Source organism: Pantoea sp. AS-PWVM4 (assembly GCF_000468095.1).
Classification (GTDB): domain Bacteria; phylum Pseudomonadota; class Gammaproteobacteria; order Enterobacterales; family Enterobacteriaceae; genus Pantoea; species Pantoea phytobeneficialis.
Map to the genome: position 1 here is coordinate 139,025 of NZ_ASZC01000018.1, position 22,982 is coordinate 162,006.

25 protein-coding genes are annotated in these 22,982 nt (G+C 55.0%); 11 read left to right on the forward strand and 14 right to left on the reverse strand.

Annotation, left to right across the window (positions count from 1 at the left end):
- Genes L579_RS17025 through L579_RS17045 form a run of 5 tightly spaced genes read left to right on the forward strand, consistent with a single transcriptional unit; the run spans position 1 to position 4,106 of the window.
- Positions 1-657: an amino acid ABC transporter permease gene (locus tag L579_RS17025; protein WP_021185422.1), complete on the forward strand. Its 657-nt coding sequence runs from the start codon at positions 1-3 to the stop codon at positions 655-657.
- A complete protein-coding gene (locus L579_RS17030) occupies positions 638-1,366 on the forward strand; it encodes an amino acid ABC transporter ATP-binding protein (protein WP_021185423.1) in 729 nt (242 codons plus the stop codon). The genes L579_RS17025 and L579_RS17030 overlap by 20 nt, the downstream gene beginning before the upstream one ends.
- Positions 1,367-1,384: 18 nt before the next feature.
- Entirely contained in the window at positions 1,385-2,170 is a 786-nt protein-coding gene (locus L579_RS17035) for a transporter substrate-binding domain-containing protein (protein WP_021185424.1), read from the forward strand.
- 2 nt (positions 2,171-2,172) lie between these two features.
- Positions 2,173-3,165: a succinylglutamate desuccinylase/aspartoacylase family protein gene (locus tag L579_RS17040; protein WP_021185425.1), complete on the forward strand. Its 993-nt coding sequence runs from the start codon at positions 2,173-2,175 to the stop codon at positions 3,163-3,165.
- A complete protein-coding gene (locus L579_RS17045) occupies positions 3,165-4,106 on the forward strand; it encodes a threonine ammonia-lyase (RefSeq protein ID WP_021185426.1) in 942 nt (313 codons plus the stop codon). Before L579_RS17040 ends, L579_RS17045 begins: the two co-directional genes overlap by 1 nt.
- A gap of 164 nt (positions 4,107-4,270) precedes the next feature.
- Here L579_RS17045 and L579_RS23845 read toward each other — a convergent pair whose 3' ends face one another.
- A complete protein-coding gene (locus tag L579_RS23845; RefSeq protein ID WP_071783599.1) occupies positions 4,271-4,417 on the reverse strand; it encodes a Hok/Gef family protein in 147 nt (48 codons plus the stop codon).
- Between the two features lie 448 nt (positions 4,418-4,865).
- On the opposite strand from L579_RS23845, the gene L579_RS17050 reads away from it, so the two are divergent.
- Positions 4,866-5,180, forward strand: coding sequence for a helix-turn-helix domain-containing protein (locus tag L579_RS17050; protein WP_021185427.1), 315 nt, complete (start codon positions 4,866-4,868; stop codon positions 5,178-5,180).
- The gene (locus tag L579_RS17055) at positions 5,177-6,445 is read left to right on the forward strand and encodes a type II toxin-antitoxin system HipA family toxin (RefSeq protein ID WP_021185428.1); all 1,269 of its coding nucleotides are present in this window, start codon (positions 5,177-5,179) and stop codon (positions 6,443-6,445) included. Before L579_RS17050 ends, L579_RS17055 begins: the two co-directional genes overlap by 4 nt.
- 50 nt (positions 6,446-6,495) lie before the next feature.
- Here L579_RS17055 and L579_RS17060 read toward each other — a convergent pair whose 3' ends face one another.
- The gene (locus L579_RS17060) at positions 6,496-7,143 is read right to left on the reverse strand and encodes an SDR family NAD(P)-dependent oxidoreductase (RefSeq protein WP_036627100.1); all 648 of its coding nucleotides are present in this window, start codon (positions 7,141-7,143) and stop codon (positions 6,496-6,498) included.
- Positions 7,144-7,397: 254 nt separating this feature from the next.
- Between L579_RS17060 and ompC the strand changes: the two genes are divergently transcribed.
- Entirely contained in the window at positions 7,398-8,525 is a 1,128-nt protein-coding gene (ompC, locus tag L579_RS17065) for a porin OmpC (protein ID WP_021185429.1), read from the forward strand.
- A 63-nt stretch (positions 8,526-8,588) separates the two neighbouring features.
- Here ompC and L579_RS17070 read toward each other — a convergent pair whose 3' ends face one another.
- The 12 genes from L579_RS17070 to L579_RS17125 all read right to left on the reverse strand — a co-directional run bounded on the left by L579_RS17070 (position 8,589) and on the right by L579_RS17125 (position 20,369).
- Positions 8,589-9,353 (reverse strand): N-acetylmuramoyl-L-alanine amidase, encoded by a 765-nt coding sequence (locus L579_RS17070; RefSeq protein WP_021185430.1) that lies wholly within the window; start codon positions 9,351-9,353, stop codon positions 8,589-8,591.
- 55 nt (positions 9,354-9,408) lie between these two features.
- Complete coding sequence (locus tag L579_RS17075) at positions 9,409-9,732, reverse strand: hypothetical protein (RefSeq protein ID WP_021185431.1); 324 nt, start codon at positions 9,730-9,732, stop codon at positions 9,409-9,411.
- Positions 9,733-9,942: 210 nt separating this feature from the next.
- Positions 9,943-10,158, reverse strand: coding sequence for a YdgH/BhsA/McbA-like domain containing protein (locus L579_RS17080; protein ID WP_021185432.1), 216 nt, complete (start codon positions 10,156-10,158; stop codon positions 9,943-9,945).
- A gap of 111 nt (positions 10,159-10,269) precedes the next feature.
- On the reverse strand, positions 10,270-11,043 hold the full coding sequence (gene fecE / locus L579_RS17085; RefSeq protein ID WP_021185433.1) for a Fe(3+) dicitrate ABC transporter ATP-binding protein FecE: 774 nt from the start codon (positions 11,041-11,043) through the stop codon (positions 10,270-10,272).
- Positions 11,044-12,000, reverse strand: coding sequence for a Fe(3+) dicitrate ABC transporter permease subunit FecD (gene fecD, locus L579_RS17090; protein WP_021185434.1), 957 nt, complete (start codon positions 11,998-12,000; stop codon positions 11,044-11,046).
- Positions 12,000-12,965: an iron-dicitrate ABC transporter permease FecC gene (gene fecC, locus L579_RS17095; protein WP_021185435.1), complete on the reverse strand. Its 966-nt coding sequence runs from the start codon at positions 12,963-12,965 to the stop codon at positions 12,000-12,002. Before fecC ends, fecD begins: the two co-directional genes overlap by 1 nt.
- A complete protein-coding gene (locus L579_RS17100) occupies positions 12,962-13,828 on the reverse strand; it encodes a Fe(3+) dicitrate ABC transporter substrate-binding protein (RefSeq protein ID WP_021185436.1) in 867 nt (288 codons plus the stop codon). Before L579_RS17100 ends, fecC begins: the two co-directional genes overlap by 4 nt.
- Positions 13,829-13,842: 14 nt before the next feature.
- Positions 13,843-16,146 (reverse strand): TonB-dependent Fe(3+) dicitrate receptor FecA, encoded by a 2,304-nt coding sequence (fecA, locus tag L579_RS17105; protein ID WP_036627104.1) that lies wholly within the window; start codon positions 16,144-16,146, stop codon positions 13,843-13,845.
- An 87-nt stretch (positions 16,147-16,233) separates the two neighbouring features.
- On the reverse strand, positions 16,234-17,187 hold the full coding sequence (fecR, locus tag L579_RS17110) for a ferric citrate uptake sigma factor regulator FecR (RefSeq protein WP_021185438.1): 954 nt from the start codon (positions 17,185-17,187) through the stop codon (positions 16,234-16,236).
- Position 17,188: 1 nt separating this feature from the next.
- Positions 17,189-17,710, reverse strand: coding sequence for a ferric citrate uptake sigma factor FecI (gene fecI / locus L579_RS17115; RefSeq protein WP_021185439.1), 522 nt, complete (start codon positions 17,708-17,710; stop codon positions 17,189-17,191).
- Between the two features lie 168 nt (positions 17,711-17,878).
- Positions 17,879-19,009, reverse strand: a complete 1,131-nt coding sequence (locus L579_RS17120) for a hypothetical protein (protein WP_021185440.1) — start codon at positions 19,007-19,009, stop codon at positions 17,879-17,881.
- Positions 19,010-19,292: 283 nt separating this feature from the next.
- A complete protein-coding gene (locus tag L579_RS17125; RefSeq protein ID WP_021185441.1) occupies positions 19,293-20,369 on the reverse strand; it encodes a LacI family DNA-binding transcriptional regulator in 1,077 nt (358 codons plus the stop codon).
- Positions 20,370-20,567: 198 nt separating this feature from the next.
- Between L579_RS17125 and L579_RS17130 the strand changes: the two genes are divergently transcribed.
- From L579_RS17130 to L579_RS17140, 3 genes are read left to right on the forward strand one after another with little or no spacing between them, the layout of a single operon-like run.
- Positions 20,568-21,380, forward strand: coding sequence for an ABC transporter substrate-binding protein (locus L579_RS17130; protein ID WP_021185442.1), 813 nt, complete (start codon positions 20,568-20,570; stop codon positions 21,378-21,380).
- Positions 21,381-21,437: 57 nt separating this feature from the next.
- The gene (locus tag L579_RS17135; RefSeq protein WP_021185443.1) at positions 21,438-22,241 is read left to right on the forward strand and encodes an amino acid ABC transporter permease; all 804 of its coding nucleotides are present in this window, start codon (positions 21,438-21,440) and stop codon (positions 22,239-22,241) included.
- Complete coding sequence (locus tag L579_RS17140; RefSeq protein WP_021185444.1) at positions 22,234-22,977, forward strand: amino acid ABC transporter ATP-binding protein; 744 nt, start codon at positions 22,234-22,236, stop codon at positions 22,975-22,977. The genes L579_RS17135 and L579_RS17140 overlap by 8 nt, the downstream gene beginning before the upstream one ends.
- The last annotated feature ends 5 nt before the right edge of the window (positions 22,978-22,982 follow it).

Genomic DNA, 22,982 nt, shown 5'->3' on the forward strand with positions numbered 1-22,982 from the left:
ATGCGCGGTCTTTCTTTACATGATGTCTGGATGATCGTCAGCGCCTTGCGCTGGACGTTGTTGCTGGCGCTCTGCACCTTTGCCTGTGGCGCGGTGATCGGGCTGCTGGTGGCGATGGCACGCACTTCCCATCAGCGCGGCTTGCGGGCTGTGGCCTGGTTTTATGTCGAACTGATCCAGGGCATCCCGCTGCTTGGCATGTTGTTCCTGCTGTTCTTCGGGATGCCGGTGTTTCTCGGTATAGACGTCAGCTCGTTTACCGCTGCGTTGGTCGCCTTCTCACTCTCTGCCGGAGCCTTTCTCGGCGAGATCTGGCGCGGCAGCATTGTGGCGGTGCCGCAAGGACAATGGGAAGCCTCGTTGTCGTTGGGGATCTCGCGGCTGCAAATGCTGCGTACCGTGATCCTGCCGCAGGCGTTGCGCCTGTCGCTGCCACCAACCGTGGGTTTCTCCGTTCAACTGATCAAAAACACCTCACTGGCAGCGCTGGTGGGCTTTGTGGAGCTGACCCGATCCGGGCAGATTGTCAGCGGCTCAACCCTGCAACCGCTGCTGATTTATCTGCTGGTGGCACTCTGTTATTTCGCGCTGTGCTTTCCGCTGGCGCGTCTCTCACTTCACCTGGAGGCACGTTTCCATGTCGCTGGTCGTCATTAATGCCGTAAAGAAAAGTTTCGGACCTAACGAGGTGCTGCGTGGCATCACCACCACCGTCGATCGTGGCGATATCGTCACCATTATCGGCAAAAGTGGATCGGGAAAAAGTACGCTGCTGCGTTGCATTAACGGGCTGGAGAAACCGGACAGCGGCAGCATTCACGTCGGCGGCCTGCCAGTGGGAGGGTCTCCTGCCGAGTTGCAGAAGCTGCGCCAGAATGTCGGCATGGTGTTTCAGAGTTTCAACCTGTTTCCCCATCTGACGGCCGCAGAGAACGTGACGCTGGCACCGTTGCTGACCCGCCGCATCACCAAAGCCGAAGCGCCCGCGTTGGCAAAACGCCTGCTGGAACAAGTCGGGCTGGGGCAGAAACGTGATGCCTTTCCCTCGTCGCTGTCTGGCGGTCAGCAGCAGCGCGTGGCCATCGCCCGCGCGCTGGCCATGTCACCGGAAGTGATGTTGTTCGATGAAGCCACCTCGGCACTCGACCCGGAGCTGGTGGGCGAGGTGCTGCGGGTAATGGAAGACCTGGCAAAAGAAGGTATGACGATGATTGCGGTGACCCATGAGATGGCGTTTGCCCGCAAGGTATCCAGCAAAGTGATTTTTATGCATCAGGGCGAGGTATGGGAGAGCGGCCCGCCTGCCGAGGTGTTTGGTGCTCCCCGCACCCCGGAATTACAACGCTTTGTACAAACCCCCGTTTAACGACACCGGAGAACAGACATGAAAACAATCGGTAAAACCCTGGCGCTGGTGGCGCTGTGTGCCCTGCCTTTACTGGCGCAGGCCAACTCGCTCGATGACATCAAATCCCGTGGCGTACTGCGCGTGGCAACCACCGTGGATGCCGCGCCCTGGGGCTTCACCGATGCCGCCGGTAAACCCACCGGGCTGGATGTGGAGTTGGCGCAGAAACTGGCTGACAACATGGGGGTGAAGCTCCAGCTGCAACAAGTTACCGGCGCTAACCGTATTCCTTATCTGATGTCACGCAAGGTCGATGTGCTGATCGCCGCGCTCGGCTCCAGCCCGGAACGCGCCAAACTGGTGAACTTCTCGGAACCCTATGCGGCGGTGTATCTCGGCGTGTATGGCGGTAGCGATGTGAAAAAAGTCACCAAACTGAGCGATCTCGGCAATGCCACCATCGCGGTACCAAAAGGCTCAACCCCGGATTTGACCCTCAGCGATCAGTACCCGCAGGGTAACTATCTGCGTCTGGAAGACACCGCGTCGGCGGTCAGCGCCTTTTTAGCCGGTCAGGCACCGATGTTCGCTGAAAATAACCTGATTGCGCAGAAAGTCGCACAGGAAAATCCGGCGAAGCATATCGAGCTGAAATACCTGCTGCGTAAAAGCCCTGCTTACATCGCGATACGTCCTGGTCAGCCGGAGCTGATGACCGCCATCAATCAGTTTATCGATAAAAGCACCCAGGACGGCGAGTTGCCTGCACTGCGTCAGAAATGGTTCAACGATGCGCAAAACGACCTGAAAACGGAGCAGTAACCATGTCGACAGTGTTTAGCGAGATCGATTTTAACCGTCAGGGTAAGCAGGTGGGCTTTGCGCATCTGCCGCTGTCGGCGCATACCGATGCCTGGGGGACTATCGCCATGCCGCTGGCGGTGATCGCCAACGGTAACGGGCCGACGGTGTTGATCACCGGCGGGATCCACGGTGACGAGTATGAAGGGCCGATTATTATCAATGAACTGATCCGCGATCTGACGCCGGATCAGCTTCAGGGCCGCCTGATCCTGCTGCCCTGCGCCAATACCCCGGCGGTGCGCGCTTCAATGCGTGTCAGCCCGCTTGATAACAAAAATCTGGCGCGCGTCTTTCCCGGCAACCCGTGGGGCACGCCGACCGAACAGATCGCCGCCTGGATCCACGCTACCCTTTTCCCGCTGTGCGATTTCTACCTTGATCTGCACAGCGGCGGCAGCTCGCTGTTTATTGAAGAGAGCGCGCAGGTGGTGGTGACCGAGGAACTCAGCCCGCAGGTACGTGAGCAAAGCGAAGCCATGGCGCGCGCTTTTGCCGCCACGCTGACGGTGGTCACCAACAATATGGGGGATCCGCGCACCAGTTGTGGCGCAGCGGCGAACCTCGGCTTACCAGCGATTGCGGCGGAGATGGGCTGGAACGGCAGCGTGTCACCGCGCGGGGTGAAGCGTACCCGTGCCGCAGTGGCGCGGGTGCTGAATCATTTGGGCCTGATCGCCACGGAAACAGTCCCCGCCGAGGCATCGCAACAGGTGTTTATCCCGGCAGGGGGAAATTTGCTGTCGCCGGGGGACGGCTGGTTTGAACCGCTGCACCATATTGGCGATCAGGTCAGCGCCGGTGAACTGGCGGGTTGGCTGCATCGTCTCACCGAACCCGCCGCGCAGCCACAGGCGGTCCATTTCACCACCGCCGGGCAGATTTATTCACAACGCACTTTTGGTGCCACCGCGCAGGGCAACAGCCTCGCGGTGCTGGTACAGGATGTTAAGTGATGATCGAGGATATTAACGTTAACGACTATCTGGCCGCGCTGGAACGGGTGCGTCCCTGGGTACGTAAAACGCCGCTGGTGGAGGCCGCCCCGTGGCAGCCAGTGCCCGGTATTGAACTGCGCCTGAAGGCGGAATGTTCGCAAGTGACCGGATCCTTCAAGGCACGCGGCGCTTTTAATCGCGTGCTTAATCTGCCACAACAGATTCGTCAGCAGGGACTGGCGACCGCTTCGGGTGGTAACTTTGGTGCCGCAGTCGCTTATGTCGGCCAGCAGTTAGCACTGCCTGCTGATGTGTTTGTAATGAACACCAGCACCGAGCTGACACGTCAGCGCATCGAAAGCTACGGGGCAAAACTCACGGTAGAAGGCGATTTCTGGGATCAGAGCTGGGATGCGGCCGGTGCTCGTATTCAGGAAACCGGCGGTGCCCTGCTCCATCCCTACGCTGACCGCGATGTGATTATTGGTCAGGGCACGATGGCACTGGAAATCCTCGAACAATGGCCCGAGGTCGAGACGCTGGTGGTGTCAATCGGTGGTGGAGGTTTGATTGCCGGTGTGGCGCAGGCGGCGAAGCTGTTGAAACCGGGCATTCGTATTATCGGCGTCGAGGCGGCAGGTTGCCCGATGATGTGGACCAGTCGCCATCAGCAGCAAATCGTCAAACTGGAGCAGGTGAAAACCATTGTGCCGATCCTCGCTGCCCGCTCAACCGAAGCGATTAACTTTGCGCTGGTGGAACAGTACGTTGATGAGATCGTGCTGGTGCCGGAAGATCAGGTCGAGGCATCGGCGCGTGAAGTCTGGGCAGCAACCGGCCTGGCGATTGAATTGGGGGCGGCAACAGCGGTGGCTGCGGTGACGCGTCAGCTGTTTAGCCTCAAACCGGATGAGAAAATTGCTGTGGTACTGTGCGGTAGTGGCACGAATGGAATTTAAGAGGTTTAATTAAACCTCTAACTAAGAAAAAACATCAATAAGGGCTTAGTTTAAAGCCCTTAAGATGTTTCACGTTTTTGTAGCGGCGCGATTTGAGAAGGGTGCCTGAAGGCTTTTGCCTGACAACAACCGAAACGGCGGGGCGAACCCCGCCGTTGTGGCCCTTACTTCAAGATTTCACAAGCCAGTGAAACAGCCACCTCCGTTTCCAGGGTGCGATACCGTATTTCACAGAGATCCTTGCGCGAGACCAGGATGACGGCAGCCACCGCCAGTATCGCCAGAGTGAAAAACATTATCTGCTGTTTCATGGTTGTGTTTCCTCTTGCCTTGCGGCATGTAAGAGGCTACCTTTATGTTGTTGAGGCATAAAGATGAGACCTCAGGTTGATTTACAGTCACCTGGGGTTTTTTTCTTTCTGCCGTCAGCAAATGCATGCTTAAGGCAGAAAGCCCCAAGCACCGGCCGCGATAATACTTTTTTTGCTTGTTAAGCATCAATTCCGCAAACAAGTAACAATTCATCGTAAAAACTCAAAATAGCATTAAAATCTGTTTTAAAATCAATGGACTAAACAATCCATTTCTGAGATTTTTTTTACAACACTTCTCTATTTTGTGATTTATCTCCCATTCGAAGTGAGGGATCCGTTGGACATGATTATGGTCACGATAAATCGCTAAGCATGACAACTGTGTTATAATAAAGGCCATAAAATCACCCCTTATGCATAAAATTTGGCATCAGGAGCTTTATATATGCCCCTTAATCTCTACTCTGAAACCCGATTGCTGTCTGAATTAGGGCAACGGTTGAAAGATCACCGCCTGCGCCGCAATCTGCTGCAAAAGGATCTGGCGGCGAAAGCCGGGATCTCGGTTTCCGCCCTGAAGAACCTCGAAAACGACGGTAAAGCCACGCTGGAAAATTTTATGAAAGTGGTGTTTGCCCTGCGACTGGAAAAAGAGCTGACCGGGCTGTTTACTCCACCGGCGCTGAGTATCGCGCAGGTTGAAGCCCTGAAGCAGCCTGGCCGACAACGTGCGACCCAACGTAAGGGGAAAGGCCAATGATCAAGAACTATCACCCCCTTCAGCGGCTGGAAATTATCTACCAGGGCTGGGGTGAACACTTCCCACTGGGCATTCTGGCGGCAGGCCGGGATCGCGGCCAGTGGTTGTTTGAATACTCGCCCGAGGGTATCGAACGCGGCCTTGAATTGTCACCGCTGCTGCATCCGCCGGTCAGCACCACTTATGCCGACTTTGAACGACATCAGGAGGGTATCCCCGGTTTTATTGCCGACTCATTACCCGATGGCTGGGGCCGGTTACTGATGGATCGTCTGTTACGGCGTAATGATATCGAACCAGCGGCCTTGTCGGTGTTGGATCGACTGGCAATGTTAGGTGATAACACGATGGGCGCCCTCACCTATCGACCGCTGCTCGATATGCCTGAGCAGGACAACCCGCATCAGCATATTGATGACCTGATCGTTCTGGCCAGTCAGATCCAGATTGAAGTCGCCGGCCAGGACTCAGAGGTACTGCCAGAGCTGGTGAGGCTGGGTGGTTCACCACACGGCGCGCGTCCCAAGGTACTGGTGGAGTTCGATGCCGCAACTGGCCGTATTGCCGCACAACCCTTCGCGGGTAGTCATCCCTGGCTGATAAAGTTCCCCGCGGCTCAGGAAGGGGTATGGGTGTGTGCGCTGGAGGAGGTGTATGCCCGGCTGGCACGGCAGGCTGGCATTAATTTTCCTGACAGCCGCTGGTTTGATTTGGGTAACGGTTTATCTGCTTTCGGAGTGAAACGCTTTGATCGTCAGGCAGGCATGCGAGTGCCAGTGCTGAGTATGGCGGGAGCATTGCAGGCTGATTTCCGCCTCCCCTGTCTCGACTACAGCGATATCTTGCAGGCAACGGGAATGATCACCCGTTCAAGGGTGGAACGGGAAATCCAGGCGCGCCGGATGGTTTTCAATGTTCTGATGAACAACCAGGATGATCACGCTAAAAACTTCGCCTTTATCCTGAATCAGCAAGATGAGTGGCAGGTTTCCCCCGCCTACGACCTGACCTTACAAATGGGGCCGGGCGGCCAGCATCAGACGTCGGTGGCGGGTTATGGCCGCGATATCAGCCGCAAAGCCTTATTAAAAGCGGCGGCATCCGCAGATATTGCGGGCAAGACGCTGAATCGTATCATTGAAGAGGTGAGCGACGTGGCCGCAATGTTTGTACACACGGCGCAGGCGTTGGGCGATGCAATCCCTGCCAACGTGATTAAAGCCACTGCGGATAAAATCAACGCCAATATCAGCGCGCTGGATTAATAATGAACACTTCCCGACTTAGCATAAAAATAATAACGCACGTCGAGTGATTAACAGATCACCATGCGAGTCGGGGTTATTTCACTCGAAATACATTCTGCCATCGAATAAGCCGCCCAGTTATTTTTTCCTGTCACAGAGGCAACATAATCTTCTGTGTTGAAATTAATAACCGATGTTTCGATGCCAAATGTGGAAAGATCATGCGTCAGTGATGAAAAAAGACTCTCCACTCCCTTGCTGATAGCATAATTCACCGACCTGTCTGACGGCGATTTTTTATCATGGGAAGAAGATACCAGGATGAGTCTACCCTCATTTTTATATCGGAAGTACGGAATAATTTCACGTATCAGCAAGATCGGATTGGTTAATCCGAAGCTGACAGAGGATATAATTTCATCAGCTGACATATCCTCCACCGATTTTGTTAATAAGGTGTTGTCGCACAATATCACCCCATCGACACTGGAAAAATCGTCAATAACAGACTGAAGGTATGAGGCGATTCCCCGGCTATCGTTTCGTGCGATCTCCACCCCAACAAATTGGTTTGGGAACCGGGACGTCAGGTCGGCAACTTTAATATAATCTTCAACAATAGCAGAGACATAGCATCCATTCTGCAATAACTGCACAACAATTTCTTTACCCAGCCCGGACTCCGCGCCAGTAACGATCCATTTCATCTTTTTCATCTGTCACATTGCCATCATCACACCCGGCATTGGTGTGGACTTATTAGACTAATAACACAACTGCGGGCGGTTTTAATTTACCAAACTGTGCTAAGCCGTGATCAACTGCACATCAATAGAACTATTTTACCTAATTGTGCGGATTTTCCTTACATAGATTTACTGAGCAGAAAATGAATGTTACATACCATCACTGAGGAAATAAGTTCCCGCATTACTAAATATTACAAGCAGTGGTTTTTTCGAGGAATAAAATGAGCAAGCACATTAAAAAGCTATCCTTAGTGGTGGCAGGCCTGATCATGGCCAACGCATCACATGCAGCGGAAGTTTATAACAAAGATGGTAACAAATTAGATATTAACGGCATGGTAGTGGGTGAAAATTATATCACCAACGATCAAAGCCAGAATGGTGACCAATCGTACATGCGTTTTGGTTTCCGTGGTGAAACGCAAATTACTGACCAGCTGACCGGTTACGGATTCTGGCAGGCGCAGTGGAATTTGAATCAGGCGGAAAACGAATCCGACTCGATGTATACCCGTAAAGGTTTCGCCGGTGTTAAATATGGCGACTACGGTTCGTTCGATTACGGTCGTAACTCTGGCGTGATGTACGATGCTCTGAGCTACACCGATATGCAGCCTGAGTTCGACGGCATGACCTATAACTCAGACACCTTCCTGTTCAACCGTGGCAATGGTATGGCGACCTACCGCAACACCAACTTCTTCGGTCTAGTGGATGGTCTGAAGTTCGCGCTGCAATATCAGGGCAAAAACGACGGTGGCGGCGAGCCAGGCGTACGTGATGTGCTGCGTCAGAATGGTGACGGTTACGGCATGTCAGCATCTTATGACATTGGCGCAGGCTTCAGTCTGGCCGGTGCGTTCATGAGTGCCGACCGTACCAACGAGCAAAACAGCGTGACCAGCGGCATTATGGGCCACGGTACCCGCGCAGAAGCCTACACCACTGCGTTGAAATACGATGCGAACAACATCTACCTGGCCTTTATGTACACCAAAGCCTACAACGCCTCACGTTTCGGCTCCAGCTCAGGCGGTGCTTACGGTTATGCCAACCAGTCTGACCTGTTCGAAGCCTATGCGGGCTACACCTTCGACTTCGGTCTGGTGCCATTTGTGGGATATAACCAGACCCGTGCCAAAGACCTTGGTGCTTCCGGCGATGGCAACACCTATGGCAGCCAGGATCTGGTTAAATTTATCGACATCGGTGCGACCTATAATTTCAACAAGAACATGAACGCTTATGTTGATTACAAGATCAACCTGATCGACAGCAGCGAGTTCACTGAATCCGCCGGGATCAGCACCGACGATGTTGTGGCCGTGGGCCTTGTTTATCAGTTCTGATGCGTTAATGCTTTACTGATAATAAAATCCGGGAACATGGCGTTTCCGGATTTTTTTTGAATCTCATGGAAAGTATTTGTCTACCAAGGCATACAGGATAGCGGCAGTTTCCGCATCAACGATTCCTTGATAATTTTTCTGACGAAAGTGAAGCTGGAATGCCCGAATCAGATTGCGGTAGCCACTTTCTGTCCCTGTCACCGCAGTGTCATAGCCATATTTACTCAGTTTGGCAATGATGTCTGCTTTGGCCGGAAGCGCACTCAAGAACTGCGTCTGATAACGTAATTGCGTCGCATCATCGTACCATGCGCCAATACCGGCATCATAAAGCGCTTTCCACGGGAATGCGGCCCCCGGATCGCTTTTTCTCCCGGGTGAAATGTCACTGTGTCCAATAATATGGGTAGGGACTATATCGGGATAACGCAGGAGGATATTCGCGGCAAGTTGCTTAATCGCTTCGGTCTGAACAGGATTATAAGGTGGGAATATCTGTACGCCATTATTATCCTGCGCTAAATTAACAATCTCAATGCCTAGTGAGGTATCATTTAAATTACTGCGCCCTGCCCATGTACTGATTCCGGCATGCCATGCACGTTCATTTTCATCGACCAGATTAAAAATACGCATATCCTTAAAGCCCGCAGCAATATAGCTTTTATCCAGGGGATCAGGGACGAGATAATGCGCACTGACGGAAGAACCGGTCAGGGCGTTGATTGACGCTTTAAAATCAATGGCGGTGTAATGAAAAACCAGGAAGCGAACCCGCCGGTTAAACCCTTTGACCGAGCGATAACTATTATAATCAATCTGGTACATAAACAATGCCTCTCTTGGCGATGAAATCCACGTTTAGCCTGATAAGATCGACGACTTATCGCACTTTGCTGGCCTTGCCGTCAGGCTCTGTACCGGACTTAGAAAGAATCTCAAATTCCTCTCCCTGCATGTGCATGACTTCACCTGAGGAGAAGGTTAATAACACCCTGACCTTCCCCTTAAAATAAGTCTTGTTCTCCTCGGTGTTGCTTTCCTGATGCTCAGCAGAGATGTCTATTTTTGTCGCTACAGGCACATCAAAAGAGGCTACTGATTTTCCATGACTCATGACATATATCGTCGCTGGCAACGTATTCGCCAGTGTTGACTGGCTAAATAAAACCAAAGCCATGATTATTGATTTTTTATAAATCTTCATCACATTATCCCTCACGTAAAGAAAACGCCACTAAGGTATTATCTTTTATCATCCGTTTCAGGATTTAAATGTAAATTCACGATTAAATACAATAAACTTACGATCTCAGGCAGGATTTATTTGATATTTTCCTGAAAAAAAAGAATTTCATGACTTTTTTTGCAAAAAAAAAGCCGCCTGATAAGGCGGCCTTGTTGGTACTGCGTTTTATTATTTGTACAATTCTGCGGTCATATGAACGCGGTTATTGGTGTTGGCTTCAGTAATTTTGTACTGATCACCATGCTGTGCTGCCTGAGCGGCGATTTGCGCTTCAGCACCGTCCAGGGTATCGGCGGTGACAGAAACGCTCTGCGCGAAGCTGGCAAATGACATCAGGGAAAGAGCGGCTACAGCGGCGATTGACAGTGCTTTGATAGTTTTCATGGTCTTAATCCTTAATTTGTTTGTTTGGAAGGCTGTGTGCCTTCGATGAAAGTAATAATAACCATAGTTATCGTTTCAATATTGATAATTAGTGCGGTTATCGTGATCATGCTAATTATCATAATGCACGCACATTAACGCGCCGCTGAGTGGTTCGGGCACCACTGCTACATCTACCTGGAACACACGCTTGAGGATCCCTGGCTGGAGTACCTGCGCCGGCGTTCCCTGGGTGACCAGCGCACCTTGTGCTAACAGCACCAACTGGTCGCAATAGCGGCTGGCCTGATTGAGGTCATGCAGCACCGTAACCACCGTTTTGCCCTGTGCCTTTAATTCTCCCATCAGTTTCATCAGTTCGATCTGATGATTGATATCCAGCCAGGTGGTTGGCTCATCCAGCAGCACAATTGGCGTATCCTGCGCTAACAACATCGCCAGGAACACCCGCTGGCGTTGTCCACCGGATAAATCGCTGACCCGCTGCGGTGCCAGATGATCCACCCCCATCCGTTCCATCGCGACCTGCACCTGCGCCCTATCCTGTACCGATAACCGCCCCCATAACGGCAGCCAGGGATGGCGACCATAAGCCACTAACTCGGCTACGCTAACCCCTTCTGGCGTCAGATGCTGTTGTGGCAGCAATGCCAGATGCCGTGCCAGTTGCCGCGCGGAGAAGCGCGCCAGGGGTTGATCCCCAACCAACACCTCTCCCTGGCTGGGGACCAACAGACGCGCCAGCGATTTTAATAATGTCGACTTACCACAGCCATTCGGTCCCAGCAGCGCAGTGACTTGCCCGACGGGAAAGCTGACGCTGACATCCTGCAAAACGCGCTTGCCCACGTAGCCCGCAGTCAGATTCTCAACCCTCAGTTGCATCTATCGTGTCCTGATTAACAGCCAGAAGAACCACGGAGCGCCGATTAAGGCGGTGATCATACCGGCTGGCAGCTCCATCGGTGGCGACACAGTGCGCGCCAGCACATCGGCCAGCAGCAACACCAGTGCGCCCAGTAATGCGGAAAACGGCAGCAGGCGGGCATGGCGTCCCCCTACCAGACGGCGCACCAGATGCGGCACCACCAGGCTAATAAAGCTGATCGGTCCACACACCGCGACTGCCAGTGCCGCCAGTGCGACGCCAACCAGCAACACGCCGCGTTGAAAAGGGTGTAACGACACGCCAAGGGTCGCCGCACGCTCATCCCCCAGCGCCAGCAGGTCGAGATCGCGGCAGAACGCCAGACTCATCAGCAGCAACACCGGCAACGGTAACGCCAGCAGCACCATCTGCCAGTCACGCCCCCACAGGCTGCCGGTCAGCCACAGTAGCGCGGTGTTGACATCCTGTGGCCGTGATAACAACAGATAATCGGTGACGCTGGCAAAGCAGGCGGCAAGCGCCACCCCCACCACCGCCAGCCGCAGCGGCGAGGCAGTGCCGGTCAGCCAGTGCAGCATGACCAGCGCAGCGCAGCCACCGGCAAACGCTATCAGCGGCAGCCACACCAGCGGTAAGGCGGGCAACAGCAGCAGCGCCAGTAAAGACGCGAGGCTGGCGGCATGATTGACGCCAAGAATATCCGGTGAGGCCAGCGGATTACGGATGATGCCCTGGACCAGCACGCCGGAAACCGCCAGCGCCGCCCCCACCAGCAACGCCAGTACTACCCGAGGCAGACGGTACTCCATCACCACGAAATGCGCCTCGCTGCTCACTTGCCAGGCGCTCCACAGCGTTGACCAGGCGAATGACTGCACGCCGAGCTTCAGGCTGACCACCACGCTGATCGTCAACAACAGCAACAACAGCGGTAACAGATAGCGTGTCGACATCAGCGTTGCCTCCTTGCCAGCCAGACAAAACCGGGCGCACCGACCAGCGCCAGCACCACTCCGGCGGGGAGTTCACCGGGCCATGCCAGCCCGCGCGCCACGATATCTGCCGACAGCAGCAGCGTGGCCCCCAGCACCATTGCCATCGGTAGCATGACGCGCAGATCGTGCCCGATCCACGCGCGCGCCAGATGTGGCACCAGCAAGCCAATAAACCCCAGCGGTCCTGCCACGCTGACGCAAGCACCGACCAACAGCAGCAGCGCGATACTCAACCCACCGCGTACCACGCCAATATTGACGCCGAGGCTGTGCGCCGCGCTGTCACCCATAGCCAGCACGTTGAGCGCACGCGTCTGGGTCAATACCAGCGGGATAATCACCACCATCACCGGTAACAATTGCCACACCTCCTGCCAGCGCGCATGACCAATTCCCCCGGCTAACCAGGTCAGAATGCCGTAGGCATGATCTTCCGCCAGCAGCAACACAATGCGGGTCATTGCCATGCAGAAAGCGGATAACGCGATACCGGCGAGGATCAGCCGCTGCCGCTCGCGTGTGCCTGCCGCCAGGGTGACGCACAGCCAGCTAAGTGCGCCGCCACAGGCAGCAATCAACGCCATTGGATAGCCCTCCAGCTTCACCGGTGCAAAGGCCGACACCAGGGCGATGGCTAACGCCGCGCCGCTGTTGATCCCTAACACCGACGGCGAGGCCAGCGGATTATGGGTCAGCGCCTGCAACAATCCCCCGGCCAGTGCCAGCGCCGCACCTAACAGCACCGCCACCAGCGCACGCGGCAAGCGCAGATTGAATACCAACGCCTCACCGATGCTGCCAGGCGGCCCCGGCCACAACGCATGCAGTGCCGACTGCGGTGCAATCGGCACGGACGAGAAGCTGGTCAGACTAAACCAGAAGGCGCAGAGCAGCAGCGCCAGGCTCAGGAACCAACGGGTCATGGCGCAAATAAGGTGACAGCGTCACGCGCAATTTTTTCCGCGGCGAACAAGCCACGCATCCGCGCCCAACTGTTGCTGTCGACGGCACGCACATGATGCTGCTGCGCCGCACTCAACATCCCCCACAGCGGATCGGCTTCCCAGCGCTTCACAATACTTTCCTGGCGATAGTGCGCCACCAGCAGCCAGTCCGGGTTCTGGGCCAGCAGGTTTTCGAGACCAATCGGCGTCATCGCCGCGCCATTAATCGGATCCGGCACCGTCAGCCCCAGCTCAGCCAGCACCCCGCCGGTGTAGCTGTCGCGCGAATGCAGCGTGAACTGATTTTCCCGCGAGGTGCCGAACAGCACCCGCGCCCCCTGTGGTAACAGTTTGGCCGCCTCAGCGATACGTTGCCGGTGCGACGCCAGGCGTTTTTGCATCTCGGCTTTTTTACCCACCACCTCGCCAATGATGGCGGCGGATTGCAGATTTTCTGCGTATGTTTCATTGCGCGACTGAAGCAACAACACCGGGGCGATACGCTGCAACGCGCCATAGATTGTGGTATGACGGCTGCTGTCGGCGATGATCAGATCCGGGTGCAGGCTGCTGATGGCCTCCAGGCTGGGCTGCCCGCGCAGCCCGACCGATTGCCAGGGTTGGAGGTGCTCACGCACCTCCGGCAGCAAACGTTGCGGATCGTTATCATCAGCAATCCCCACCGGACTGATATCCACCGCCGCCAACGCATCCGCAAACGACAGTTCCAGCACCACAATCCGTTGCGGTGTCTGGTTGAGGGTAAAGGTACCGTGCTGATCCTGCACCGTCACCGCGCTGGCCTGTCCCATCAACGCCAGCAGCAATAAAAAAACGCGCATGGAGACGTCTCCCGTCAGAATTTCAGTGAACCTTGCAGATAGAAGGTGCGAGGCTGACCGGCATAAATGCCTTTGTTGTTGTCGTCATAGGAACGGGTGAAATATGCCTGATCAAACAGGTTCTTCACCCCGACCGCGAGGTTAAGGTTGGCAAGGCTGGGACCGAAAGCATAATTGGCGCGCGCGCCCCACAGCATAAAGCCAGGGATGCGGCCGGTGCTGCCATCGGCGCTTTCCTGCACGGTGTTGGCGTTATCGGCAAACTGGCTCGACTGGAATTCGCTGTTGAGGTTGAAGGTCCAGTTACCTGGTTGGTAATCCACGCCGAAGGTGCCTTTCTGACGCGGAGAGAACGGCACCTGGTTGCCATAGGTGTCGCCTTTTTCGCGGATCTCGGCATTGACGTACGCGTAGCTGGCGTAAACCGACACGTCTTCCAGCGCTGGCGTCAATTCACCGAGGTTGTAGCGTACCTGGCTTTCCAGACCGGTATGACGCGTCTTACCGCGCGCGGTAACGGTGTCGTTAGTCTGGTTGGAGTCATACTGGTTGTTGAAATTAATCAGGAACAGGCCAACTTCTGCCGTCAGCGCACCATCGTCATAACGGGTGCCCACTTCCCAGGTACGGGCTTTTTCCGGCTCGACGCTGCCACTTTCCACCGCTTTACCGATCTGGCTGTACTGAACGGTGCCGAAAGATCCTTCGGTGTTGGCATACAGGTTCCAGCTGTCGGTGAGGTGGTACAGCACGTTCAGCGCAGGCAGCGGCGCGTTGTAACTCACGTCCTGACGCGTACCTTTGATCGCGTTGCGCTGGAAGGATTCAATATGTTCAAAACGCATTCCCGGCGTGATGGTCCAGTTACCGACATCGATACGGTCATCCAGATACCAGGCATGAGCCTCGGTGCCGGAACGGGTATCACGATCGTAAGGACTGGCGGTGGACGGCAGCTCGCCGCTAGCGGTGGGCACGTAGTAACGCATCTCATGACCGGATTCGCTGACATAACGGTAGCCCACCCCCACTTCGTGCGCCGTCGGACCCAGGTTAAAGCTCTGGCTATAGCGTGGTTCGATGCCGCGCACCCAATACTCACGCGGTGACAACGTCACGCGAGTCCCTTGTTCCAGATAGCCGCTGCGCAGCGTATGGGTGTAGAAGCCGAGGATATTGAATTTATGCTGCGCATCGGGCTGGAACTGATAGCCGAGGCTGGCGAGCTGGCGACGGCCCCAGAAGCGATCGACCGGACGGGTGGATTGCCAGCGGTCGGCGTCGTAAGCGGCACGGCTCAGGCCGCCCGGCATATCTGCCTCACCGTCGTAATATTGCAGCAGGCTGGTGAAGGTATGCACATCGTTAGGTTTGTACTGACTTTTCAGCATCACATCATCAATGCGGGTGGCGCTGTGTTCCCGCCAGTCGCTGCCGCGCGTCCCGGAGTAGAGAATCGCGCTACCAAACCCGTTATCGGCGGTGCCTCCGACCAGCAGGTTATGCGTCTCTTTCGGGTTGTTTTGTGACGAAGTCGGGCTAAGCTGTCCTTCCACACCGGCTTCGATACCAAAATCTGCCGGGATTGCCCGCGTCACAAAGTTGACCACGCCACCAACGCTCTGCGGTCCGTAACGCACCGCACCGCCGCCGCGCACCACATCCACTGCATCCATATTGCCGAGCGAAACCGGTGCCAGCGACAGTTGCGGCTGACCATAAGGCGCAAACGGCACCGGGATACCATCCATCAGCACCGTTGAACGACTGGCAAGACGCGGGTTCAGACCGCGAATACCGAAATTCAGCGCCAGGTCATGGCTGCCGGTGCCGTTGTTTTCCGTTGCATTGACACCGGGAATGCGGTTGAGTACCTCGCGCATGGTGGCGGCACCGTTTTTAGCGAACTCTGCGCGACGGATAACATCACGCGCGCCCGGATGTTCAAACACGTCGCTTTCGCGTGCTTCACCCAGCCAGTCACCCACCACCGTCAGGCTCTGTTCATGGGGACGTTGCTTTACCGTCCACAGGTTACCGCCCAACGGACTGGCTTCGAGCTGTGAATCGGCCAGCAGGGCCGCCAGGCCATCCTGCACCGAATAGTCGCCCTGCAAGCCCGCGCTGTGCTTGTCGCGTGTCAGGGTGGCATCCAGCGACAGCGTAATACCCGCCGCAGAGGCGAACTGGTTTAATGCACTGTCCAACGGGCCGGCAGCAATGTTGTACGGATGGGTGGCCGGTGTGGCCGCCATCACCATTCCCGAGGTGAAAAGTAATGCAGGAAGCAGGTGCAAAGCAGGACGAGAAACAGTCATAACCTCTCCAAAATTTATGATTTTTTGTGGTCTTCAGAGATAAGTCGTATGACGCAGACAAAAGGGACAATGACGGGACAAAAAAATTTATCGCCGCGTGACCCGCACCCAATAACGGGTGATGCGATGCAGGACAACAGGCAGGGTTTGCTCCAGCGCCAGTAACGCCTGGTCGCTGTTCAGCAACGGAAAAGTACCGGTGACGCGTAACTGCGCTGCATCCGCATCGCAACGCAGCATGCCCTGACGGTAACGCGCCAGTTGGTCGATCACTTCCCCCAAAGGACGATCGCTCACGCTGAGCCAGCCGTTAATCCACGCCGGGGCACGTTCGACGTCGCGGGTCAGTGCACCGAAGCGATCGGCGGTGAAGTGCAGACTTTGCCCCTGCTGTACGGTGAGGGATTGTGTTGCATCATGGTTGAGGCGCACCGCCACCGCATGTTGTGAAACGCGCAGCAGCGTGCTGTCGGGCTGTTGCTGCACGCTGAAGGCCGTACCCAGCGCCGTCATCTGCCCCTGACGGGTATACACCCGCAGCGGGCGCTGTGCTGCATCCTTGCCCGTGGTGATGGCCAGGGTGCCCTCAATCAGATCGATCCGCCGTTCCAGGGCTGAAAAACTGACATTTACTGCTGAGGCGGTGTCGAGCGTCAGCAGGCTGCCATCGTCCAGCGGGTAGTGACGGATCTCACCGCGAGCGGTGCGATAATCCGCACGTAATCCGGCGGCATACTCGCTGCGCCACAACGGCCATCCGGCACCCACGCCGACCGCCAGCAGCAACCCCTTCAGCACATGACGCCGCGTTATCTGCGAATCACGCAGCGCTTTGCTGGCCACCTCGCCCGGCATGCCCTGCATTTGCTGACGCAGATTTTCCACCTGTTGCCACGCCCATTGGTTATCCTGATTCGCATCCACCCAGCGCTGCCATTTCAGTTCCTGCTGAGGACTGACGCGTTCTCCGCTGAGCACGGCGTACCAGTGCGATGCGCTGCGCAGCGCCTCCCGTTGCGAGCTGGAGAGCGGAGCCGTCACGTCACAACCCCTGCTCGAGACGAAACAGCAGGCAATGCTCGGTGGCTTTCGCCATATATTTCTTCACCGAACTGACGGATACGGCAAGCTGCACGGCAATATCGGCATAGGTGAGGTTATCCAACTGGGACAGCAGAAATGCCTGACGCGCCTTGTAACCCAGTCCATCCAGCATTCGATCCAGTAATTGCAGGGTTTCCAGTTGGCTTTGTTGTACTTCCGGTGAGGGGGCGACCGCTTCAGGGAGCTGGCTGAGTAATTCCAGATACGCGGTTTCCAGCGCGTTACGGCGGAAGCGATCCACCATCACACGTTTGGCGAGCGTACAGAGAAACGATTTGGCATCACGAATATCAGACAGATGATGCCCGGACATCACCCGTAGAAACGTATCCTGAGCGACATCATCCGCATCAAAAGCCGAACGCAACTTGCCCGTCAGCCAGTGCTTCAGCCAGCGGTGATTGGTGGCGTAGAACAGCGCGAGAGAAGGCGCAGCGGGCGATTCAGCAGCAGGCAACATGATGTCAAAGTATGTCAAAAGGTGAAAAGTGTAATGATACTAGCTGCGAATGGTTCTCATTACAACTATGGATGATGTTACCGGACTGCGACGTGAGGTTGCCAGGCCTGGTAGCAGCGCGGTTTAAGCTGCGACAAAAGAGCGCGATAAATCGCGCCGCTACCAGGGTTATTTGAAATACAGCGGTGATCTGACCCGAGGGTTAGAAAAATTATTGTTATAGATCTTTTCAGCCCGTTGCGTGGCAGCGTCATCACAATACTTATCCTTTGGCCCCCCATTATCACAGCGGAAGAATTTTTCATTATGAAATGCGTCCATATATTGCTGTGCTATGGGCGAGACTTCACAATCCATACCTCCTGATTTTGGAATTTCATCATTGGCGAAGATAAGTGCTCTGTTGGTTTCAAAATTAGTGTCTTTATGTCCCGCCACCAGAGCCTCGAGGTTTTCATAGGCGCCACGCGTATTATCTGCGAGATATTTAACCTTGATAAACTTGTTACAATCGTCAGTGAGATGATCAATCCCTTCATTAATCTCCCATATTTTTCTTTGTTGATCCTCCAGTTTTCCTATATCGCTATCGACATTATTTCCGTGCATACGAAGGATTTTTACGGAAATAACTGAGTAGGTCGTATTCTGCTTCTCAACAATTTCAATAAAACTTTCGGTATACATTTTCTCACTTTTCAGATTGGCAATATCATTGCTGATATTCCCCCCCAGGCACTCGGAAGAAACCCCCGTTGATACCGGTTTCCCTGTGACAATTTTCATTTCTTTGATTTCATTATTAATATTATTACACTCATCTTGCCCCCTGGTACGTGCATGATGGATAAGGTGTTTGGCCTTACGATTAAAGTAAGCGATGTCATCCGAGCAATCCTTGATAGCCTGCGCTGCGGCACGTTTTGTTGCATAAGAGCTGCAATCATTAGAGACAGCAAACAGGCTGATCCCACGTTTGTTTCGCTGCGGCGTGATGCCAGACGTCTGCCCGACAGGTGAAGCACCAGCCACCACCGCGACCGTTTGAACCACAAGCAAGCCCAAAAAAACATCCTTCAGCGTAAGGGATTTACCGTTCCACTGCGGCGCGCGTAAATTAACACCCTGGTGATTTTCGTCCCGAATTTTCACAACATAATCCTGACTTTTTGGCACCTCCATATTGTTAGTGAACTTCTTAATTTTTTGGGGTAAATGCGTTTTATTCTTGTTGTTTACCTTATTGTGGAAGAGGCCGGTGGTTTTAATCAATGAAGCATTGAGATTTAAATTTGGCATAGTTAAATAGTCGCATCGTTGTTATCGCTGCTGGCATGGTGTTTTTAATTATGAAAAAAATGCTGAACTCTTGTTAAGATGGAATGTTTTTACTTGTATTGTTAAAGTTGTGAAAAATAAAGTAAGAGTTTCTCGAGAACGTAAGTAATAACCTTAAAAACAACCCCTTATTAATAAATTAAGCCCAGGCATTAATACTTGCCATGATGATATTTATTTACTTTGCGTTATATCAACAAAATGAACTATCCGCCTGTAAAAATCAGCGCGATAAATCGCGCCGCTACGGCAATCTACGGGGTGCCCCAATAGACATGCGATCGATCAGCTCCGCACTGAACGTGGGTAAGGGTTCCAGCATCTCGCCACGAATTTCCGCGATCAACCGGCGCGCGGCTTCGCGCCCCATTTCGTATACCGGCTGTGCCACCACGGTCAGTGGCGGGGAGATAATTTCGCTCCAGGGGAAGTTGTCATACATAACAAACGACAGGTGCTCCGGGATGCGCAAGCCACGCCGTGTCAGCTCGCGCAGCAGCGACATCGCCACCACGCTATCGGAGGCGATCAGTGCGGTGGGTGGACGTGGGCGTTGCCACAGGCGCGCTACGATCTGCTGGATCTGTTCGTCACTCCCGGCATTCACCTGCACCATGCCGGGATCGAAGGGATGTCCGGCAGCCGCAAACGCGCGCATCATGCCATCAACGCGCTGTGCTACCGGGGTCAAACCAAAGTCGCTGAGTTGCTGAAAATCGTGCTCAAGCGTCATGCTGGTGACATACACCACCTCACGGTGTCCCGCCGCAATCAATTGGTGAGTGGCCTGTTGCGCAACGGCGGTAAAATCGCAGCATATCGCCTCCACATCCATACCAATAACCGCGCGATCAAATAATTTGAGCGCCCGCCCTTCCGCCTGTACCTGCATCAGATGGCCGTTTTTCTCCCGTTCTGAGCAGCACGGTGTGACGATGATGCCATCCACCTGTTTTTCCAGCATCACCCGGACCGCATCCTGTTCCGCCTGCCATTTTTCATCGCTGTTACTTAACAGCAACTGATAACCGGCCTGACGGGTCACATCCGCCATACCCCGCAGCGCCACACCAAAGTGCGGGTTTTCAATATCCCCGACGATCACCCCGATAGTGTTGGAACGGCCGGTGTTCATGCTGCGCGCCAGCTCATTGGGGCGATAACCCAGGGCGGCAGCCGCATGGTTAACCCGAATCTGCACCTCTTCGCTCACCGCACCATAGCCACCCAGCGCCCGTGCCGCCTGCGCTTTGGAAACGTTGGCCTCCCGCGCGACATCTGCCACGGTTGGCGCTTTAGAACGCACTTTTTGCTTGGTCATAATTAATTCGAATCACAGGTTGAGGTCAGGATCATTGACGCTGAAAATCGGGTGTGCTTAAACTCATTGTAACTCCTTGAGACCGGTCTCACAATCACTGTGTCTCGCGGAGTCACCTGCGTTGAGACCGGTCTCAAAAACATTACAGCTTACCGGCTCAACAGTCTCTGATGTTTAACCTGCAAAAACGGACGAGCTATGAAATCGCATAAATCCCTGCACGCGCTGTTCGGCGCGGCCATCGCCTTGTGTTCGCTTTCCTTTACCACCGTTGCTGTAAGTCAGGACAATCCTTACGGCCTGCTCTCTCCCGGCCATCTGCGCGTCGCCAGCGTTGGCGACTCCAAACCCTATACCTTCACCGACGCCAGCGGCCAGTTCACCGGCTTTGATGTGGAGTTTTTCAAAAATGTCGCCCACCGCATGGGTATCGATCAGGTGGATTTTGTCGGTCAGGATTTCTCCGCCATTCTGCCTGCGGTGGCGAATGGCCAGTTTGATGCTGGAGTCGCCGCCATCGGGATCACCCCGGCGCGCGAAAAAACCGTCGATTTCTCCACCGGCTATCTCGCCGGTTATTTGACAGTGCTGACGCGCAGTGACAGCGGCGTTAAGGATGTCGCCAGCCTGGCGAAACATCGCCTTGGCGTGATTCAGGGGACATTGCAGGAAAGCTATGCGGTGCAGCACTTCACCCAGACGGACATCGTCCGTTTCCCGGATAACAACACCGCCGTCTCCGCGCTGAATAACGGCACGCTGGATGCGGTATTCCTTGATTATGAAGCGGCGAAAAGTTACGCCGAGCGCTTCAAACTGGTCTCTGCCGCCGATATCCCCTCGTTCAATGCGCCTGCGGGGGTCGCCATCGCCAAAGACAAACCGGCGTTCAAAGCGGCGCTGGACAAAGCCATCAAAGCCGCCATGCAGGATGGCACCTGGAAACAGCTGTATCAGAAGTGGTTTCCCGGCTCGCCCATGCCAAAACAGTATCTGCCTGACGGCCAATAGATCACACTTTCAACCGGTGATGGGCTTGCTCATCACCCGCCATGAAGGGAGACGCCGATGGACGTCCTGACAATTCTTTCCCGTACCTTCTTTGATATTCCGTCGATGATGGAGGTGTTGCCGCAGTTGCTGGCGACCGGCCTGGTCAACACCCTGATTATCTCGCTGGCCGCCACCCTACTCGGCACGCTGCTGGGACTGCTGCTGGCGCTACTGGGGATCTCCCCGTCACGCTGGGTGCGCCTGCCTGCACGGATGTATACCGACCTGTTTCGCGGCCTGCCGTCGATTCTCACCATTTTGCTGATCGGTCAGGGATTAGCGCGCTTCAGTTATCAACTGTTTGGCCCGTCGCCCTACCCGCTGGGCATTTTCGCCCTCAGCCTGATTGCCAGCGCCTATATGGGGGAGATCTTCCGGGCCGGGATTCAGAGCGTAGAACGCGGCCAGATGGAGGCCTGTCGTGCACTCGGTATGAGTTATAGCCGCGCGATGCAGCTGGTGGTGATCCCACAGGGGATCCGCCGTGTGCTGCCCGCCATCGTTAACCAGTTTATCGCCATCATTAAAGATTCCTCGCTGGTGTATCTGCTCGGGTTGATGACCAACCAGCGCGAACTGTTTCGTGTCGGCCAGGACGCTGCGGTGCTGACCGGCAACCTGTCGCCGCTGATGCTGGCTGGGTTGTTCTATCTGATCATCACCGTACCGCTGACGCATATGGTGAACTACGTCGATGTGCGTTATCGCACCGGACGCCGTCGCCGCAGCGCGCCACAAAGCGGTCTGAAGGAAGTGGAGGAAGTGCAGAAACCCACGAATAACGCGCTGTTCAGCAGCCTGGGAGGCAATCATGACTGAGGCAAGCTGGAAAGGTGCCAGCCTGGAGTTGCGTAATTTGTCACTGGCTTATGGTCCGATTGAGGTGTTGCGTCGTGTATCCCTGACAGTGGCTCCCGGCACCACCACCTGCATCATCGGGCCGTCCGGTTCCGGTAAGTCCACCCTGCTGCGCGGCATCAACCGACTACACGAGCCACAATCCGGCGATGTGTTGCTGGCCGGACGCTCGGTGTTGCGTGACAAACCCGATGCCCTGCGCCTGCGGATTGGCATGGTGTTTCAACATTTCAACCTGTTTCCCGATCATAGCGCGCTGGAAAACGTGGCGCTGGCCCCGTGGAAAGTGAAAGGTTTGCCAAAATCCCAGGCGATGGCCATCGCCCGCCAGCGCCTGGACGAAGTGGGACTGGGCCAGCGTGCCGATCATCATCCGCGCGATCTGTCTGGCGGTCAGCAACAGCGTGTGGCCATCGCCAGAGCGCTGGCGATGGACCCGGAAGTAATGCTGTTTGATGAAGCTACGTCGGCACTGGATCCCGAGCTGGTGAAAGGTGTGCTGACCCTGATGGCGGATTTGTGTCGGCGCGGCATGACGATGGTGGTGGTGACGCATGAGATGGGGTTTGCGCGCAAAGTCGCCGATCAGGTGGTGTTTATGGACGAAGGCGAGATTATCGAAGCGGGCAGCCCGGCAGCGCTGTTTGATAACCCGCAGTCGCCGCGTCTGCAACGTTTTCTTTCTGAAGTGCTGTGAACAAG